General features: G+C 57.5%; 12 protein-coding genes. 3 read left to right on the forward strand and 9 right to left on the reverse strand.

Annotation, left to right across the window (positions count from 1 at the left end; all coding sequences use genetic code 11):
- Positions 1 to 35: 35 nt before the first annotated feature.
- The 7 genes from F3I21_RS20115 to F3I21_RS20145 all read right to left on the reverse strand — a co-directional run bounded on the left by F3I21_RS20115 (position 36) and on the right by F3I21_RS20145 (position 7773).
- Positions 36 to 593 (reverse strand): hypothetical protein, encoded by a 558-nt coding sequence (locus F3I21_RS20115; RefSeq protein WP_150059628.1) that lies wholly within the window; start codon positions 591 to 593, stop codon positions 36 to 38.
- Between the two features lie 14 nt (positions 594 to 607).
- Complete coding sequence (locus tag F3I21_RS20120) at positions 608 to 3016, reverse strand: fimbria/pilus outer membrane usher protein (RefSeq protein WP_150059629.1); 2409 nt, start codon at positions 3014 to 3016, stop codon at positions 608 to 610.
- 11 nt (positions 3017 to 3027) lie between these two features.
- Positions 3028 to 3729: a fimbria/pilus chaperone family protein gene (locus tag F3I21_RS20125; RefSeq protein WP_150059630.1), complete on the reverse strand. Its 702-nt coding sequence runs from the start codon at positions 3727 to 3729 to the stop codon at positions 3028 to 3030.
- Positions 3730 to 3830: 101 nt separating this feature from the next.
- Positions 3831 to 4520 (reverse strand): DUF1120 domain-containing protein, encoded by a 690-nt coding sequence (locus F3I21_RS20130; protein ID WP_150059631.1) that lies wholly within the window; start codon positions 4518 to 4520, stop codon positions 3831 to 3833.
- A 74-nt stretch (positions 4521 to 4594) separates the two neighbouring features.
- The gene (locus F3I21_RS20135) at positions 4595 to 5284 is read right to left on the reverse strand and encodes a DUF1120 domain-containing protein (protein ID WP_150059632.1); all 690 of its coding nucleotides are present in this window, start codon (positions 5282 to 5284) and stop codon (positions 4595 to 4597) included.
- Positions 5285 to 5407: 123 nt separating this feature from the next.
- Positions 5408 to 6100 (reverse strand): DUF1120 domain-containing protein, encoded by a 693-nt coding sequence (locus F3I21_RS20140; protein ID WP_150059633.1) that lies wholly within the window; start codon positions 6098 to 6100, stop codon positions 5408 to 5410.
- A 1070-nt stretch (positions 6101 to 7170) separates the two neighbouring features.
- Entirely contained in the window at positions 7171 to 7773 is a 603-nt protein-coding gene (locus tag F3I21_RS20145) for a response regulator transcription factor (RefSeq protein WP_150059634.1), read from the reverse strand.
- Positions 7774 to 8021: 248 nt separating this feature from the next.
- On the opposite strand from F3I21_RS20145, the gene F3I21_RS20150 reads away from it, so the two are divergent.
- Complete coding sequence (locus F3I21_RS20150; protein ID WP_058770944.1) at positions 8022 to 8648, forward strand: response regulator; 627 nt, start codon at positions 8022 to 8024, stop codon at positions 8646 to 8648.
- A gap of 2 nt (positions 8649 to 8650) precedes the next feature.
- Positions 8651 to 12274, forward strand: a complete 3624-nt coding sequence (locus F3I21_RS20155; protein ID WP_150059635.1) for a transporter substrate-binding domain-containing protein — start codon at positions 8651 to 8653, stop codon at positions 12272 to 12274.
- 250 nt (positions 12275 to 12524) lie between these two features.
- Here the strand turns inward: F3I21_RS20155 and F3I21_RS20160 are convergent, their stop codons facing one another.
- The gene (locus F3I21_RS20160) at positions 12525 to 13928 is read right to left on the reverse strand and encodes an autotransporter outer membrane beta-barrel domain-containing protein (protein WP_190286118.1); all 1404 of its coding nucleotides are present in this window, start codon (positions 13926 to 13928) and stop codon (positions 12525 to 12527) included.
- 148 nt (positions 13929 to 14076) lie between these two features.
- On the reverse strand, positions 14077 to 17769 hold the full coding sequence (locus F3I21_RS20165; protein WP_150059637.1) for a S6 family peptidase: 3693 nt from the start codon (positions 17767 to 17769) through the stop codon (positions 14077 to 14079).
- A 178-nt stretch (positions 17770 to 17947) separates the two neighbouring features.
- On the opposite strand from F3I21_RS20165, the gene F3I21_RS20170 reads away from it, so the two are divergent.
- Positions 17948 to 18295 carry a hypothetical protein gene (locus tag F3I21_RS20170; RefSeq protein WP_141496757.1) on the forward strand — a complete coding sequence of 116 codons (348 nt, stop codon included), beginning with the start codon at positions 17948 to 17950 and terminating at the stop codon, positions 18293 to 18295.
- Positions 18296 to 18480: the final 185 nt, after the last annotated feature.

Genomic DNA, 18480 nt, shown 5'->3' on the forward strand with positions numbered 1-18480 from the left:
GCCCGTTGCGGGAATGGCGGAGCGGTGCAGCGCGGTTAGCGCAGCAGCTCCAGGGTCAGTCGTGCTTCGTTGTCGGTTTGCAGCGCCACGCGTGATGCGCTCTCCGGCAGCAGTGGCACAATTTCCAGCTGCGCGGTAAAGGCTTTCCCTTCCACCACATTGCCGTTCTGCACCGCGCTGAACGGCTCGCCGGGACGCAGCAGCAGGCTTTCGCTGCTCTGGCCACTTTGCTCCTGAAGCAGCGCGACCGGCTGGCCGTCGAGCCGCGCGTCGTACAGCCGCAGCCGCACGCTGCCGTGCTCACCCCAGCGCAGTGCGCCATCCAGCGCGCGATCGCCACGCAGTGCCAGTTTCATCGGCTGGCTATACGGACACACCACGCCGAGCAGCAGCTCGCGTTTGCCGGGCGAAAGCTGACCGCCGCCAGCGTCCGTCAGCTGATAGCGCGTCTGGCGACCATAGTTCACTTCCTGCGTGCCGAGCGACAGCGAGCAGGGCGTATCCTGCGCCACCTGGGGCAGTGTGGGCAGGCTGGCCAGTGCGTTCTGGCACAGCAGCAGCGCCAGCCCGAGCGGGTAAAACAGATGCTTCATCTTCTTCTCTCCTGTTAGCTGCACTGCGCGCTGGCGTTTTCAAACAGTCCGGCGTCCTGCGGCTTTGCGGGCAACTTCAGATCGAAGCTGCAAATGGTTTTGCCGCCCAGCTGCACTTCCATGCGGCCACCGTCACCGGCATCGGAAATAAAGATGCTGCCGTCGCTGCCCACTGCCGTCACGAAGTTATCTTTGGCGTCGAACACGCTGGCGCCATACGGCAGGACTTTGCCGACGTTGTCCTTAACGTCGACCAGTACGCGGCGGCTGCGTACGATATCGAATGCCAGATAACTCACTGACCCGCGTGCGGCGCTGGTTTCCTGTACGCCGTTGGCGATATCAACGTTCTTCTTCAGGCTGCGTGCATCAATCTGCACCTGAGAACGGCGATAGCTACTGAGTGATGGAATGACCGCGTAGCCGCGTCCGTCCGTCCAGGTTGGGCCGCCTGGCGTATCCAGCCGTACGCCGCGCTCGTCGCCGACTTTGGCAATGCCGAAGGTATCGCCGATGCGATACGGCGACAGCGTGACGCCACCGCCGTGCACCACCGCGCCGCCGCTGGCACGCAGTGACCAGCTGGTGCTGTCTTCAGCGTAACGGCTCAGGCTGCCGCTCAGCTGGCTGAGCGGCGTCACCATATCCATACCGGCGCTCAGGCTGTCGCGCTGCTGGCGGAAGTCGCGTTCGGCCGACAGGCTCCAGCTGCGATCCTGCGACAGCCGGTCGTTGTAACGCGCACCGGCGCGGGCACCATTTTTATCGCTGTGGTTGAGGTAGCTGCTGACGGTGCGTGAATCACCGAACGGCACGTTAAGCGCCATATAAACGCGCTGCTCTGGCGTGTTGTTGCGTCCACCACCGCTGCGTTCGACGTTGAGGCTGAGGTAAGCGCGGTCAAACGATTTGCTCCAGCCGCCGCGCAGATACGAGATGCTATCGCCGTTGAACGTGCGGCTGCGCGCCCAGCCGAGTGAGAAAGTACCGACATCGCCACCGGCCCAGCTGATGCCAGCGCCGATCTGGTCGCGGCTGCTGTAATCACGCTGACGACGCTCATTCTGCTGCGCATCGCCCATATCGCTGTAACCCTTGCTTTGGGTGGAGGCGTTGAGACTCAGGCTGATGCGTTCGCTGACTTTCTGGCTCACTGCGCTATACACCGACACGCCGCGATCGCCGTGGCGCGCATCCTGGCTGGCGGTGATTTGCAGCTGGGTTTGCGTACGGCTGAACGGCTGGCTGTTGAGGCTGATGGCGGCGGCGCGCCACTGCGCGGTGGTCATCAGGCCGGCGGTAAAGATATTGCGCGCGTTCAGTTCCCAGCCGCGCGACAGCGTGGCCACCCACGGCGAACCGGCGTTGCTCGCCAGCTGCGTCATTTTACCCACGCCAATCGACAGGCCCGGTGCGCTGCCGCTGCTCATTGGCAGCGACGCAGCCGGCACCACGAACTCCTGCTTATTGCCCTGGGTATCCGTGAGCGTTACCTGCAAATCGTTGCGGGTATTGAGCAGGGAGAAACCCTGCAGTTTGAACGGACCGGCCGGCACGCTGGTGCTGTACACCAGCACGCCCGCCTGGCGTACTTCGACCACCGACGCGCTGTTCGCGATGCCTTCCACCAGCCCGGCGCCGCCGCGCTTCTCCAGACCGAGCTCAGGAAAAAGCTGCACCCCCAGCACCTGGCCGGTGCCGAACAGCGAGTTTTGCAGGTTGATCTGGCCCACCTGCAGCACCTGTTTAGTCTGGGTAAAGCTACGCTGGGCATAGGCGCCCTGGTGGTTAAGTGAGACTTCGCCGTTGAAGCGCGATACTGTCTGACGGCTGCGCACAATCCAGTCGCTGACGTTAAAACCGCCCTCCAGCCCGACCTGCATGAAGTTGAGTCCGGCGTTTTTGCCAATCGAATCGAGGTATTGCGCGTCGTAGCTCAGCATGCCGGCGGCACCGCCGTGCTGCCAGCTATCATGCTGATCCGGCGCGGCCAGCGCCTGTTGTGGCACCAGCAGCGACAGCCGCTCTTCGCCGGGATCGGCGCTGATTTCCGCCTGCTGCCAGGCGCTTTTCAGATCAAAACAGCCGTCGTCGCTGACGCCGCGCGGCACCAGCAGGCCGGCGGCTTTCAGGAAGGTGCGATCAATACAGGGATCGCCTTGCTCATCGAAGGTGACGCGCACCCGACCGCGTTCAGCGCCGTTGACGCGCAGTGCCACCGTGGTCGCGCCGGGCAGGAAGCGCGGCGCATTTTTAAACAGCGCCGCAAGTTTCGGGTCGATACCGCGCGCGGCCAGCGCGGCGCTATCAAACTCCAGCTCCTCAGCACCGTAAGCGGAGAAGCAGCAGAGAGCCGGGAACAGTACCGCGCACAGCAGGCGCGGGCGCGGCAGCAGACGTCGTGTCGTGTTAATTCCAGGCACGGCTCACTCCATTAGCGCGCGAGCGGCGCGTCGTAGGTGTCGACGCTGTAACCCCAGGTGGTGGCCGGAGAGATGCGTACCTGTTGTGCATTTCCGGCTTTTTTGCCGTCCTGCGCCGTCAGGGTAAATGTCTGGCCCGGCAGCACGTAGCTGTTCGGCAGCATGTAGACGTTGCGGTTGGGCAGCGTCTGCACCGCCTGGTTCAGGCGCACCACGTACGGTGAGTCATTGCTGACGGTCAGCTGGTCGCCCTGCATTTTCCAGTTCAGGCGTTTCCACGGTGCCATCTCTTTGGCCAGACCGGCCGGACGGATGATCACCGGCAGGTTCTGCCGCACCGTCATGCGCACTTCGCTGGAGTCTTTTTTCTGTGGCGGCACGCCTTCCACCACCACGCGCTTCAGGCGTTCGGTTTTCAGCGGCTCTTTAGTAGTAAGAATAAAACGTACGCGCTGTGATTTTCCCGGCTCGACGCGCGCCGCGGGCGGCGTAACGGTCAGCAGCGGTTCTTTATCGTCTGGCGTATCCTGCAGCGTGGTCAGCAATAATACCGGCGTTGGATCGGTGTTTTGAATATTCAGTGCGCCTTCGCCATCGGCCTGATCGACAATCACCACCGAGGTTTCCGGTACCATACCGGTGGCATAAGCCTGAGAGGCAGACAATAACAGGGCGGCCGCGCATGCCGTGCGGCGGGTAAATAAATTCAGCATAATGTGTTCCCGGCTGGTTTGGTTGTTAATTCAATATAAGAATTATAAAGTGGGTGAATAAGGCCGGGGGTTTATTCCGGCCTGGGTTATTACAGCAGTTATTACAGATAAACCATTTCGATATTGGTCAGGCCATCGAGTTTGATTGGCTTGGAGATATCCAGTTCAGAAGTTTTATTAACGTAACCAATGATTTTTAATGGGAAAGTGGCTGTAGTAAATGCTACAGGAGCCACCGCACCATCTTCTTTTATTGTTACATATTGTGTGTTACCTTCCTGATCATAAAGAGAGTACGGGTAATTTGTGGTCCATGAGTTTTTATTGGGTGATTTAATAACTGCAGCATTGTTTTCATCTTTAATTACCTGTCCAATAGTAACAGCATAAGCACCAATTTTAGTTTCGCCATCCAAACCAAACCCGGCTACTCCTGCAGTTAGAGGGATCTTGCCGCGCATAGCAGGCCAGGCGGCACCGGTAACACCTTCTTTCGTATCTGAGAGTGTACTTCCTTTACGCCCATTGGTTGCGAACAATGCAACTTTAGCGGGTGCGTTGCAGGAAATATTCAATGTAATCTCTTTTTCATCCAGCCAGGTATAATTATCTTTATTCAATGTCTCAGTTTTGATTACGCCGTAATCGACTACACCATTACTGGCGATAGCTGGCGTACAGGCTGTTGGTGTAATGTTTCCGGTGACACCAAGCTGAAAAGTCTCAGCGCTGGCCTGATTAACAGAGGCCAGAATGGCCAGTGTGCAAAGAGTCTTAATATACTTTTTCATGTTTTATCCTGCTAGTAAATTTTGGTGGTGTATACAATTTGAATCTGCTTTTTGAGTAAGTGAAGTTAACTTAATCAAAGATAAAACATTTCGAAATTGGTTTGCCCATCAAGCTTGACTGGCTTTGTCAGGTCGAGTTCAGAAGCTTTATTGATGTATGACATGACTCTAATCGTTGAGGTGAGATTTTTAAATGCTACAGGCTCGACCAGGTCGTCCTTGAACCAGGTCATGTAACGATAATTACCATTATCAGCGAAAAATGATTCTGAGCTAGCACCATTCCAGCTCGTTTTGTTAGATGAAATAATTCGTTTTACTGATTCGCCATCGGCCTTGGTATCAACGGAAATTAAGGTGTAAGCGCCAATTTTTTTATCACCGTCCATACCTAAACCCGCTACACCAGAATTATATGGAATAGAACCACGAATAATTGGCCATGCGGTTCCCGCAGTACCTTCTTTGGCATCAGAAAGCGTGCTTCCCGGGCGGCCATTGGTTGCCAGCAGCGCAATTTTAGCCGGCGCGGTGCAGGAGATAGTTAAACTGATATCTTTGCTGGGAAGAAATGTATAGTTATCATTGCTCAGTGTATTGGTGTTGATATTGCCATAATCAACAATGCCGTTGTTAGCAAGCACCGGTTTGCAGGCAATAGGCGTAACTGCACCCGTCACGCGCATATCGACACTTTCAGCCATGACGTTGCAGGAGGCGGCCAGCACGGCCAGCGCGCAGGTAGTTTTCATCATTTTTTTCATTATTAAAATCCCTTATTGGGTTAATTTCCTTGCGGATTATGGCGCAGGGAAATAAAGACTTAGCTATTAACGGCGAGCCAGGTTAAAACGCCGGCTGCGTTAATGCGTTTAGTTAAATAGTAATTACAGGTAGACCAGCTCAATAGTGGTCAGGCCGTCCAGCTGTACCGGTTTAGACAGATCCAGATCTGACGTTTTGTTCAGATAGGTTTTCACTGTCAGTTTGGCGTTCATGGTTTCAAAGGCGGCAGGCGCGACCTCACCGGCGTCGCTCCAGCTCAGGTAGCTGGTGCTGCCGTCCGCTTTGTACAGCGAGCTGGCATTGCTGTCGTTCCAGCTCTGCTTGTCATCAGACTGGATGGCTTTCGCCGCAGTGCTGTCGAGGGTGACATCACTGATTGCTACGCCGTACGCGCCGACTTTGGTCTCACCGACCATGCCCAGACCCACAACGCCAAAACCAGCTGGCAGGCCCACTGCGCTCACCGGTGCGGCGGCACCGCTGGCACCTTCGGCACCGTCAGAGACGGTAGAGTCTTTACGACCGCTTACTGCCTGGATTGCCACTTTAGCCGGTGCATCACACACGATGCTCAGGGTGGTCTCTTTGTCTGCCAGCTGTGTGTAGCCGGTTGGGTTTAGTGAGTCGGACAGGATGCTGCCGTAATCAATGCCGCCGCTGCCGCTCAGGGTTGGCTTACAGGACGGCGGTGAAATGGTGCCGATCACTTTCAGCTCTACGCTTTCAGCCATTACGTTGGCTGAGGCCGCCAGCACAGCGAGGGCGCAGGCAGTTTTCATCATTTTGTTCATCATGGTTTATTTCCTTCGTTGTGTTTAATAACCTTCTTCCCTGATAAATAAAACGGAGAAGGTGGTAGGCATTATCCCGATAGTGCGCTGGGTTAATTTCCTTTAAAAATAATGTGGCTGTCTTCTCTTACAGGCTATTAATGATAACAGCGCAGGTAATCAGATTATTGCTTTATTATCTTTTAGCGGTGTGGCTGCTAAGCGATGAAGTTATAATAGAGCGAAAGTTCCTGTGTCACTATGCGAATGTTCATCGGTGTTCTGTAGTCCCTGTCTTAAGAATTAAATTAAAAAACATCTGAGACAGCGATTAATATTTTAATGGTTGCGTGTCAATTAAGACCGGTCTGTAATTTTTATTATCTTGCGAATTAATGGTTGTGTAATTATTTCGCTGCGCTGTTTGGTGCGCTGTGTTATTTCTGCGCTGTCCAGGTGCGCATGAATGCGCACCCTACGGATTTATAACCGCTTTGCGACGTGCGGTTTATTGCGTGAATCTGGCTGTCGCACCGCTGTCAATTGCGCAATAAATTGCGCCGCTACGGTTGGTGCAAGGTGTCAATGCTGTGCCGTCCGGGTGGCAGAGTGTGCAGTCGCACTGGTTGCAGCGATGTTATGGCTGCGCCATTCATGTGCCCGGTTTCCAGACCGCAGGTGTCGTAGCGGCATTATGGCTGCGCCATTCAGGTGCCCAATTTGCAAATCGCAGGTGTCGTAGCGGCGCGATTTATCGCGCGAGTCCGCCAGCCGCAACGCGGTAGATTGCGCAATAAATTGCGCCGCTACGGTTGGTGCGTGTTGTTATTGCTGTGCCGTCCGGGTGGCAGAGTGTTCAGTCGCACCGGTTGCAGCGATGATATGGCTGCGCCATTCAGGTGCCCGGTTTCCAGACCGCAGGTTTCGTAGCGGCGCGATTTATCGCGCGAGTCCGCCAGCCGCACCGCAGTAGATTGCGCAATAAATTACGCCGCTACGGTTGGTGCACGGTTTTATTACTGCGCTATCCAGGTGCGCATGAATGCGCACCCTACGGATTTATATACGCTTTTGCGACGTGCGCTTTCCCACAGTTAAATCGGGCGGCGGCCGGTACAGGCTAGCATCGCGTTCAGCGAGGGAAACCCGCTGCGCGCCAGGCTGTTGACCTTGCTGCGGCTAATCTCACGCGGGTGCAGGCCCATTTCACGCGCAATGCGTGCTGGCTTCATGCCGCGCAGCAGGGCGCACATTACGCGTTTTTCGCGTGCCAGCGCATTGCGGCCCGGTGCGGCGTAATCGTAGCGCGACGGTTTACGCTGCAGCTGCTGGCCAATGCTGCGCTGCAGTACCTCAGCCCGATCGTTTTTGCTCATCACCGCAGAGAACCCGGCGGCCACCAGCGTCTGACGCATCGGCTCGGTCTCTTCATCCAGCAGAATCAGCGTATGGCCTTTAAACCACTCGGGAATCAGCAGCAGCTCGGCCAGGCCGGCGGCGTCTCGCGGCAGTTCGGTAATCAGTAAATCGGCGTGGTTGAACATCAGCTCTTCCGCTACCGTTTCCGGCGCAATCTGCAGCGCTTGTACGCTGCAATCCTTCAGCGGCTGGCACAACGCACGTAAACCGGTCAGTGCAAAATGGCAGCTGAGCGCAATAATGATTCTCTTCGGCTTATTATCACTGCCTGCTTTCACTGGAATCTCCTTTCCCATATTTACGCCCTTACATTTAAATACAACTCATATTGTTCGCAGAGTAATTAATTCGCGATAGTGAGATCTTACGATTAAATTACGCACAGGGATATGGGAATGTTCATCGGTGACGTGTAGGACGCGACCTACGTTTTGTTATTTGATTGTGGTTGATTCAGGGTTGAATTTATTAGTCTAATAGTCAGGTAATTAACTTTTCTCTTTAAGGTCACGTCAGGAAATAAAACATGGCGAAATTTATTGTCGTCGACGATCATCCTATGGCCCGCATGGCGGTAAGCTTTCTTCTTGAAAAAGAAGGGCATAGCATGGTCGCCGAAACCGATGATGGTTATGAAGCACTGCAGCTTATCGACCAGCATTATCCGGATATCGTGGTGATGGATATTGATATTCACTCGCTGAACGGCATCGAAGTGGTTAAAGCGCTGCGTGCTAAGAGTTTTCCGGGTATTATTATTATCGTCTCAGGTAAGAATCAGAACTTTTATGCGGTACAGAGTGTGCGCTGCGGAGCGAATGGTTTTATCAGTAAAAAAGACAATTTGCCGGAAATCATCACCGCAATTCGTGCAGCGCAAAGTGGCTATGGCTACTTCCCGCTGGCCGGTATTAATGTGCCGGCGGAAGAGAATCACATCCACTCTGACAAGCAGCTGCTGGAATCGCTGTCGCCGCAGGAATTTCAGGTCTTCACTTATCTGTTGAAGGGGCTGGATAACATGCGCATTGCTAACCGCATGAATCTCAGCAATAAAACCGTTTCAACTTACAAAGGCCGTCTGCTGGAGAAATTGCACTGCAAAAGCCTGCGCGATCTCTTTGCCTTCGCCAATCGTAATCACATGGAGTAGCGATGCTGCGCCTGGTCACCCTGCTTCTGCTGCTGTTGAGCCCGCTGCTGGCCGCCCAGCCGCAGCCCGAGATATTTCAGTTGTTCAGCCGTGAAAAGCTGGCACCCCTGCATATTGAGTTGAGCAGTGATGAGTGGCGCTGGCTGCGCATTAAACATGAGCTGCGCATCGCGGTGTGGACACCGGAGCTGCCGCCTTACCTGATCTATCAGGAAGCAGCGGGCAGCGGCAACAGCGTGGAAGGCATCTACACCGATTATCTGCAACTGCTGGCGCGTAATCTTGGCGTGCAGGCGGTGATGGTGCGTTATCCCAGCCAGGCGGCGGCGCAGGCGGCGGTAAAAAGCGGCGCGGCGGATGCGCTGTTTAGCTCGCCGGGCCGCGAACTGCACGATGCGGCGGCCTTCAGGGCAACAGACAGTTTTCTCATCAACCGTCCGGTGGTGATCGCCGCGGAGAAGCAGGCCTCACAGCCGGTGCCGTACGATGCGCCGCTGCGCCTCGCCATGCGTGAAGGCTTTCTTACCGATGCTCAAATCAAACAGCATTTCCCTGACGCCACCATCGTGCGTTATCCCTCCAGCCAGGCGGCGCTGGCGGCGGTAGCGAGTGGTGAAGCGGACTATGCGCTCGGCAGCCTGCAGGCGGCGACGTTTTTGATTGAGCGCAGCTATGTCAATCAGCTGGCGCTGGCCGCGATTTTGCCGGAAGACGCGCTGTACGGCAGCCGTCTGGTGGTGAAAGCCGATAATCAGCCGCTGTTGCAAGCGCTGAATGCCGCCATCGCCGCCATTCCCGGCGAACAGCATCGGCTGATTTCGCGACAGTGGTCGCAGCGGCCGGACGTCTGGCGACTGCAGGATCCGCTCAGTCTGACGCCGCGCGAGCAGCAGTGGCTGCAGCAGCATGCGCAGGTGAAGGTGGCGTTCAATCCGTTCTCCGCACCGCTGGCGCTGCTGGATGAGCAGGGTGAATTTCAGGGGATCAGCGCCGATCTGCTGCATCTGATCCAGCTGCGCACCGGGCTGTTTTTCACCCCGGTGCCGGCGTATTCGTGGCATGACGGCCTACAGCAGCTGGAGCAACATCAGGTAGCGATGCTGGCGGCGGTGGCGCAGGATGGCGGCCATCAGGAGGCGGTGCGCTTTACCCGACCTTACCTGAAGGTGCCGCTGGTGCTGCTGGTGCCGGACCAGCCCGATGCGCCGCAGGCGCTCTATCCCGGCATGAAGCTCAGTATCGTCAAAGGCAATCCGGCGCGTCAGGCGCTGCTGGATCGCTTCCCCACGCTGCAGCTGTCTGAAGTGGATAACGCCAGCCTGGCGCTGCAACTGTTGCAGGAGGGCAAGGTTGCCGGGCTGATCGATAACCAGCTGAGCGTGAACACGTTACTGGCGCGCTACGCGCAGCAGCCGCTGAAGATCGTGTCGCGCCTGGCGCTGCCGCCGGTGGAGCTGAGCTTTGCCGTCAGCCGCGATCAGCCGGAGCTGCTGAGCATTATTGATAAGGCGCTGGCCGACATTCAGCCGAGCGAAATCTCGCTGATTGCCAGCCGCTGGCAGGGCACACCACAGACCACGCGCACCACCTGGCAGCTGTACCGCGCGCAGTTTTACGCCATCACTCTGCTGACCGCGCTGCTGCTGATCGCCTGTCTGGCGTGGGTTTACTATCGTGGCAAAGAGGTGAAGCATCGCCGTCGCGCAGAAGCTGACCTGCAGGCCGAACTGCGCTTTCGCGATGCGCTGCTGAATGGCCTGCCAACGCCGGTTTACGTGCTGGATCGCAACTGGAACGTGGTCAGTGCTAACGGTGCGTTTCAGCGCTTTTTTGCCGGCGTCGACGCGCAGCGCCTGAGCTTTTCGCTTTACGATCAACGCCATCCGCTGTCGCCGCTCATCAGCAAACTCTATCCGCTGATGAGCCCGGAAGCGGTCAACGATCCGGAGCTGGTGGCGCTGGCGCACAACAGTCTGTGGGGCGATACCGCCCAGGATCTGGAAATTGAGATCGAAAATGGCAGCGAAGCGCGCATGGTGCACCACTGGGCGCAGAAACAGCGCGATGCGCAGGGCAATATTACCGGACTGATCTGCGGCTGGCAGGATGTTACCGCCTACGAACTGCTGATGCTGGCGCTGCAGGCGGAGAAAAAGGTGGCGGATGAAGCCAACCGCGCCAAGAGTTCGTTTCTCGCCACCATGAGCCATGAGATCCGCACGCCGATCAGCGCCATCATCGGCCTGCTGGAGCTGGAAGGGCGCAAGCAGCGCGACAATGAAGCCATTCAGATCGCCTACGAGTCGGCCAACACGCTGTTGGGGCTGATTGGCGATATCCTCGACATGGCCAAGATTGAGAGCGGCCAGCTGGAGCTGATGCCGGAGTGGGTCAGCACCGAGCAGCTGGTGCTGCCGGTGGTGCGGTTGTTTGACGGCATGGCCAGCGGCAAAAATCTGACGCTGCACTACCACAGCGACACGCCGCCGGGGCTGGAAGTGTTTATTGATGCCGCGCGCTTCCGCCAGGTGATCGCCAATTACATCAATAACGCCATCAAGTTTACCCACGAAGGCGGCGTGGAAGTGCGGGTGATCGGCCATGAGTGGGAAGACGGTTCGCTGGAGCTGGAAATTGAGATCGAAGACAGCGGCGTGGGCATCAGCGCTGCCGATCAGGCCAAACTGTTTCAGCCGTTTGCCCAGACCGAAGAGGGACGCAAGCAGACCGGCACCGGCCTTGGCCTGGTGATCAGCGCCCAGCTGCTGGAGAAGATGCAGGGCACCATGAACCTCAACAGCCAGCCGGGACGCGGCACGCTGATTCAGCTTAATGTAATGATGCCGGCACGCCGGGCGCGCAAGCTGCTGGAGAAAACCCGCGTGGCGCGCAGCCGTGCGCTGCCACAGCTGAATATTCTGGTGGTCGACGATCATCCGGCCAACCGCCTGCTGCTGCGAAGCCAGCTCAGCGAGCTGGGCCAGCAGATCAGCGAAGCCAGCAGCGGCGAAGAGGCGCTGGCGCTGCTGGCGCATCAGGCGTTCGATCTGATTATTACCGACTGCAATATGCCGGGCATGAGCGGCATCGAACTGACGCAGACCCTGCGCCGCAGCGGCAACGCGGTGAAAATTTTTGGTCTGACGGCGAATGCGCAGTCGGACGTGCGCGTGCGCTGTCTTGAAGCGGGCATGAACGCCTGCCTGTTTAAGCCGCTGAAAATTGACAAGCTGGCTGAGCTGCTGAGCAGCAACGAGCCGGCCGCCGAAGTGCCGGCGCTGGATGCGCTGCTGTCGCTCGAATCGCTGCGCGCCATGGTGTATCACGACGATGCGATGGTGGCGAAGATGCTGGAGAAGGTCGGCGAGGAGAGCCGCAACGATATGCAGCAGTGCTGGCGCCATTTCGATGCGCAGGACTGGCCGGCGCTGGCCTCGTCGCTGCATCGGTTGGGCGGATCGGCGCAGATCATTTACGCTGTCGAGATCGATGATCTGTGCGGGCAGATCGAGCGCGCCTGCCAAAGCGCTGAAGATCAGGAGGTCATCCGCGAAGGGCTTCTCCTGCTGGAAGAGAAGCTGGATACGCTGAACCAGTCGGTAGTGCATTATTTACAGGCGTCGTGATGACGCGGTGCGGTAATTGAAATTGCACGATAAATCGCGCCGCTACGGTTTGTGCGACGGGACAGTGCAGAAATCGCATCCGCAATGAATCATAGTGGTGTGATTTCTCGCGCAGATATCCCTTCCATGTGATGCCGCAGATAACTGCACGGATGGTAGCGGCGCAATTTATTGCGCATTCCGCCGCGGTGCGGTAATTGAAATGCGCGATAAATCGCGCCGCTACAACAATCTGCATCCTTTTACTGGTTTAAAACGCCACTTTCACTCCGCTCAGTACATTCCAGTCGCTCACGCCGGGGCGATCCAGCCGCTGCTGCACCTGCAACTGCGTGCCGATCTCCACGTTTTCATGCAGCTGCCAGCTGACGTAACCGCCCAGCTGGGCGCTGTGGCGGGCGCGCTCAATCGGCAATCCACGCATATCGCCGGCATCCAGCGTATTCTGCCTGCCGCTGTGCCAGACATAACGCGCCTCCAGCCCCAGCTTCACTGACGACAGCGGCTGATAATCATACTTAACCCCGCCAGCAAGGCTGAACTGCGGCGCCAGCAGATAGTTCACCTGCGCACCCTGCTGCTCGGTGAAATCCGCAACATGCAGCCACTGCACACCGGCTGCGGCCAGCGGCATCAGGCTATGCGCATCCTGCAGCCAGCGCCAGCCCGTTTCTGCGCCGATATTGCCGCTAACGGCACTGATCCGCGCCACTTCACCCTGGGTTTCATGGCGTAAGGTGCCGCGATAATGCGTCAGCCCCAGCGGTATCTCCAGCTGCCAGCCTTCAGGCGGCTTAATGCCGATCAGCGCATTAATGCCCTGGGTTTGCATACGCAGCTGACTGCGCCCGGCCGGCGTATCCGAGAGCATAGTCATCACGCCTTTGTGCACGCCCGCACTGAAGGCCAGCGGGCTCTGTTCCGCTTCAGGCGTCCAGCGCGCACCCAGCATCCAGCCCTGATAGCGGCTGGTGGCATCGCTATCGCCCTGCGCACTGCGATAACGCTCGCCGCCGCTATAGCCATAGACAAACAGGTTGTGATGATCATCCAGACTCATCTGTTGGGCAGCGAAGTGGAAGCGGGTTTGCATGGCGTCGTTGAGGGCATACAGCATGTTGGGCAGGGCGAGATAGGTCGGGATTTGTGGCGCGGGTATGAGCTGTGGCGGTTCCGGCTCAGGCGGTGGAGGTGGCGGCAATATGACAACTTCGCCATGACCAGGGTCGGGTGCTGGTGTCACGTCTTTCGGTGTATCAATTAACTGAGGAATACCATTGTCTGGCTCACCGGTCACAACCACGTTTTGTAACCGGTAATACCACAAATGATGGCTGTTATTGCCGGCCAGCACATTGGATCGCACCAGGCCCGAGGTCGCCGGATTGATCTCATCAAACCATGAGCCGCGGGCGATCATTTTCCCAAGCTGTTTAATCCCTTCGCCAGTCTGGCGGCTGACCTGGGCAAGCAGCGGCAGCTCAGGGATTTCCTGGGTTGTCTGGCCAGACGAAGGCTCTGGCAGAAACGGAATATTCGCAGCGTTAACGTTATTATTTTGTAATGGTGAAAATGCAGGGGCGCGCTCATCAGCGAATGCAGGAAGGCTATAACAGAACGTACTGATCACCAGCGTTAGCGGGGTAAGTTTCATATTCTCTTCCATGGATGAAAATAGCGAGAATCGTCAACCTAATGCGACCGAATAATGCGGAAATTAAGTTTTGTCTGGTTTTTTTTCAGAAAAGCATAAAAAAGCCCGGTAAGAATTGTCCCGGGCTGATGCGTGGTGAGAGCCGCGATTAAAAACTGATTTTCACACCGGCCTGCAGATTCCAGTCGCTGATGCCTTTTTGCGTCAGGCGCTGCTGTCCCTGAAGCTGGGTGTTGAGCTCCAGATTGTCCAGCACCTGCCAGCCGGCGTAACCGCTGTACTGCAGGCTGTTACCGCCGCGTCCGGTGGCGAAGTGCGCCGCCTGCTGGCCGTCACCAATCGCTACCCGATCGCGCTGGCTGATGCGCTGCACGTAGCGCGTTTCCGCGCCCAGCTTCAGCTTCTGGTTGGGGCGGAAGTCGTATTTTACGCCGCCGGAGAGCTGCCACTGCAGCGGATTACGGTAGCTGACCTGTGCGCCGTCGCTGTCGGTGAAATCATTGATATCGAGCCACTGCGCATTCACGCCGGCCACCGGCGTTAGCGCATGCGCGCCGGACTGCCAGCGCCAGCCGCTGTCGAGCCCGAGGTTAGCGCCGCGCGCTTTCAGCTGCGTTACGTTACCGCGCAGGTCGGTGCTGACGCTGCCGCGATACTGCATCACGCCAGCCGGCACGGCCAGCTGCAGGCCCTGATCGGGCTGCCAGCTCAGTAGCGCACTGGCGCCCAGCGTATCGACGCGGGCGTGACTGTTGCCGTCGCGCGCTTCCGGCGTGATGCTCAGGTTGCCCTTATTGACGCCGACGCTCAGCGCCAGCGCGGACTGCAGCGGGAAGCGGCTGCCAATCATCCAGCCCTGATAGCGGCTGTGGAAATCGTAGCCGTAATCCATAAAGCCGCCCGCGCTGTGATAGCGGTCGTCGCCGGTGTAGCCGGACACAAACAGATCCGGACGGCCCTCTGCGCCCGCCTGCTGCGCGCTGCTGCTGAACAGCGCTTGCAGGTTGTGTGTCACGCTGTGGAAGGCGGCGGGCAGCGAGATGTAGGCCGGCACCTGCGGAATCACCGCCGCGCGCACCTTGCCCGGCTCCGGTTTTGGCTCTGGCTGCGGCACCTGCGGATTTTCCGGTTCCGGCTGTGGTTCTGGATCGGGTTGCGGTTCAGGCTCCGGCTGCGGTTCAGGCTCCGGCTGCGGTTCAGGTTCCGGCTCCGGCAGGTAAGGTTCGCGGTTATCCCCTTCCGCCAGCAGAATGTTTTGCAGGCGGTAATCCCAGTACTGATCCCCTTCGCCCGCCACCAGACGTTCATCACCACTGGCGCGGCCCGGCGCGAAAGCGTACAGACCATAAGCCCAGGCGCCGCGCGCCACATAGCTGCCGGCCAGCTGGACGCTGTCGGCGTGCGCCTGGCCGCCGACCTGCACCAGCGACACACCTTCAGTGTTATCCGCTGCGCCGTTGTGGTTGCGATCGCTATCGATCCAGCTGGCCTGCGGTTTTACCGTCAGCCACAGCGGCGCATCGTCCGGCTGTTGCAGATCGCCATCGATCAGCAGGCGATCGCTGGCGTTGTCGCGGAACGCGGAGTTCAGCACCAGCGCCGTGTCGCGCCCGTGGTGCAGATCGCCAAGGCGCATGGTCGACCAGCTGTCCGGCGCATTGTTCCAGCCCGGTGCCAGCGTGACGTTATCGGCGAGGCTGGCATGATTGATGACGCCGCCGCCGGAGAGCAGCGTGCCGGCGGCCATGTTCAGCGGCGTGTGCAGCTTGCCGCTCACTTCCAGCTCGCCCTGCTGCACCTCCACGCCTTGCTGGTTGCTGACGTCACCGCTCAGCGTCAGCCGCCCGTCACCGCTTTTAATCACGCTGCCCTGGCCACTGATATTGGCGCTGATGGTGGAAGCCAGCTCGCCCAGCGTGCTGACGTACTGCGCGATATCGGCAATCAGGCTGGAAGTGGTGCCGCTCAGGTTGATGTCGCCGGCCAGCGTGAATCGGCCCAGCACGTTAAGCGTGGCCTTGTCGGCCAGCGTGATATCGCCGGTAACGTGAGCGTGCTCAGCGACGGTTAGCGCGGCGTCCTGCGCCACCTGCAGCTGGTTGATGTGATACGTTTTGTACTGCCAGTCATTGGCAAAGAACACCTTCCCGGCATGCTCCACCTGTTCGCCGCTCAGCGTCAGTACACCGTCGGCCACCGCCAGCTGATTAAGCTGCGCGCCGCCGGCCAGCTGCCAGCGCTGATGGGTGGTCACGTTAAGGTTATCGCGTGAGTCCGCTTCGCCCAGCTCGCCGAGGAACAGGCGGTTATCGCCGGTGAGATCGAGATGCGCCAGCGTCTGGCTGCGATTAACAATGCGCGCGCCGCTGTCGTTGTGCAGGATATCGTCGAAGGTCAAATCGTGGCCGTTAATGTCCAGCGTACCGCCGCGATAGCCGAAGCGGATGTTGTCAGTGCTTAACTGATCGGCGCTGTTGAGCACCACGGTCGGGCGGCCGCTGAACAGGGTGACGGTGGAGAACGCCTGTTTGCGTCCCTGCGCGTCTGCCTGTTGGTCAAGGATGACCGTGCCGTCGCCGACGTTAAGCGCGCCGGAATTAATACCGCTGGCGTTAACGTGCAGCGTACCGGCGCCGATTTTATGCAGCGCATCGTCCTGCAGGCCGTTAACCTGCCACAGCACAGTTTTGTCTTTGTCGACCTCAACGCCGCCGCCGACCCAGCTGAAGTTGCCGTCGCCTGCGGCGCGCAGGGTGTAGTCGTTAGAGAAACGCAGCAAACCCGCGCCGAGGTTGACCGACTGCGCTAGCTCAATGATGCCGCCGTCGCCGTTAAAGCGCAGATCTTTGGTGGCATCGAGCTGTTCATTGCTGGCGCTGGCGGGTGCGGTTTCTGCCTGAGCCTGATTAAGCCCGTGCCATTGCCAGCTTTTGCCATCCTGCATAATGCTATCACCGCGCCATTCGAGGGTGCCGGCGCCACTGTCTTCAACATCGGCATCCCTGACGGAATCCAGCATCTCCTGAACATATGTTCCATTAATTAATTCACTGGCAAAGTGATAGTTGTAGGTGGTGCCGCCGCCATAGCCGCCAGAGTGAACTGCGAACTGTACCCAGCGTTTCTCGATATTATCCCAGGCGAAGAGCGGACTAGCGCTATCACCTCCACGAGTGCCAATGCTTAACAGAGAGAATGCCGGATGATTAGGAGCAAAAATTCTCCATTTTATGAATTTAGAAAATATATTCGTGATAGCTTCGGGCTTGAATGTCCCACCTGTGTTATAGACATAGGCACCCTCGATGGGTATCAATTTACCGCTTTCGGGATCGTCAATTTGCTGATAACCCGCCCCCACGCGGGCAAATGCAGTATAGCGACTGGGGTTAGCATTAAACTCTTCACCGCCGATGTAAGGCGTAGGCGCGCTTTCGACAATCACCTTGTGCATGCGCGGTAAGTTAAAATCGCGCGAGGGATCATTATTTATGGCAATACTACGGTAAGTTGGCGAAAATTTTGCCTTATTCCCTAAGTTCACCAATCTGTGGGACTGCATATGTTTGACGCCTGTGACAAACGAGGGCGAGATAAATGAGCTGAAACCCTTATCACTGACCATACTGAAGTCCGGCATGGGGACATTCATTAAATAGCCTTCAAAGGTGCCATCTTTGCGGTAGATGGGAATGTCGGTGGCGCCGACAGCATATTTACCCCGGTTCTCGGCAAAATCGCGGTATTCCTGCACGTCAATGTCATAGCGCAGGATCCCGGCATAAGGCGAACTGCTAAGGCACAAGGCACCAATCAGCAGTGCCAGCTGGCTTTTTCTCATGATTTTCTTCCCTGAATAATGAAGCAAATGAAGTGGGCTACTTTATAAGCGCATCGGCGTTATTCACGGTTAAGCCTCGTCTCAATCTGCCGGAGAAAAGCCTGAAAATGGCGTGCGGCATGGCGCGGCGAATCTGTTAAGATCGCGGCGTTTTCTTTTTCAGCTGGTCAATAAACCCATGTTAAAAATCAAATTCCTGCTGCCGCTGTTGCTGGTTGTCAGTGCGCTGGTCTGGTGGCTGATGCCGCATTACAGCGATGAGGACAAGGCTTATTACATCGCGACCTTTTGTACGCTGACCCATGACGGGCGTGATAACAGCGCGCAGGCGATGCAGCAGATTATTGAAGGCGGTAATTCGGATTACGCGCTGCAGAAGATTCATTTCCAGTCCGGGCTGGCAGAGCATCTGCAAACGGTGTGGCAGGATTTGTCGCCGCAACAGCAGCAGCAGGCGCGGCAGGACGCGTTTGTCTGCCGCCAGTTGATGTCAGATAAGCTGCTGCCGGGCCAGCCGGTGCGCTGAGAAATAACAGGGTTTCACCGGCCGGACTGGCACGGTGCAACTCAACATCAGCGCGATAAATCGCGCCGCTACAATCTGTGCGGTCGACAGGCACCGAAATGATATTTCGCACGTACCGTAGCGGCGCAATTTATTGCGCGATGCCTGAATGGGCGCGGTGCAACTGCACATCAGCACAATAAATC

The organism is Pantoea sp. B_9, from assembly GCF_008632015.1.
Lineage (GTDB): Bacteria > Pseudomonadota > Gammaproteobacteria > Enterobacterales > Enterobacteriaceae > Pantoea > Pantoea dispersa.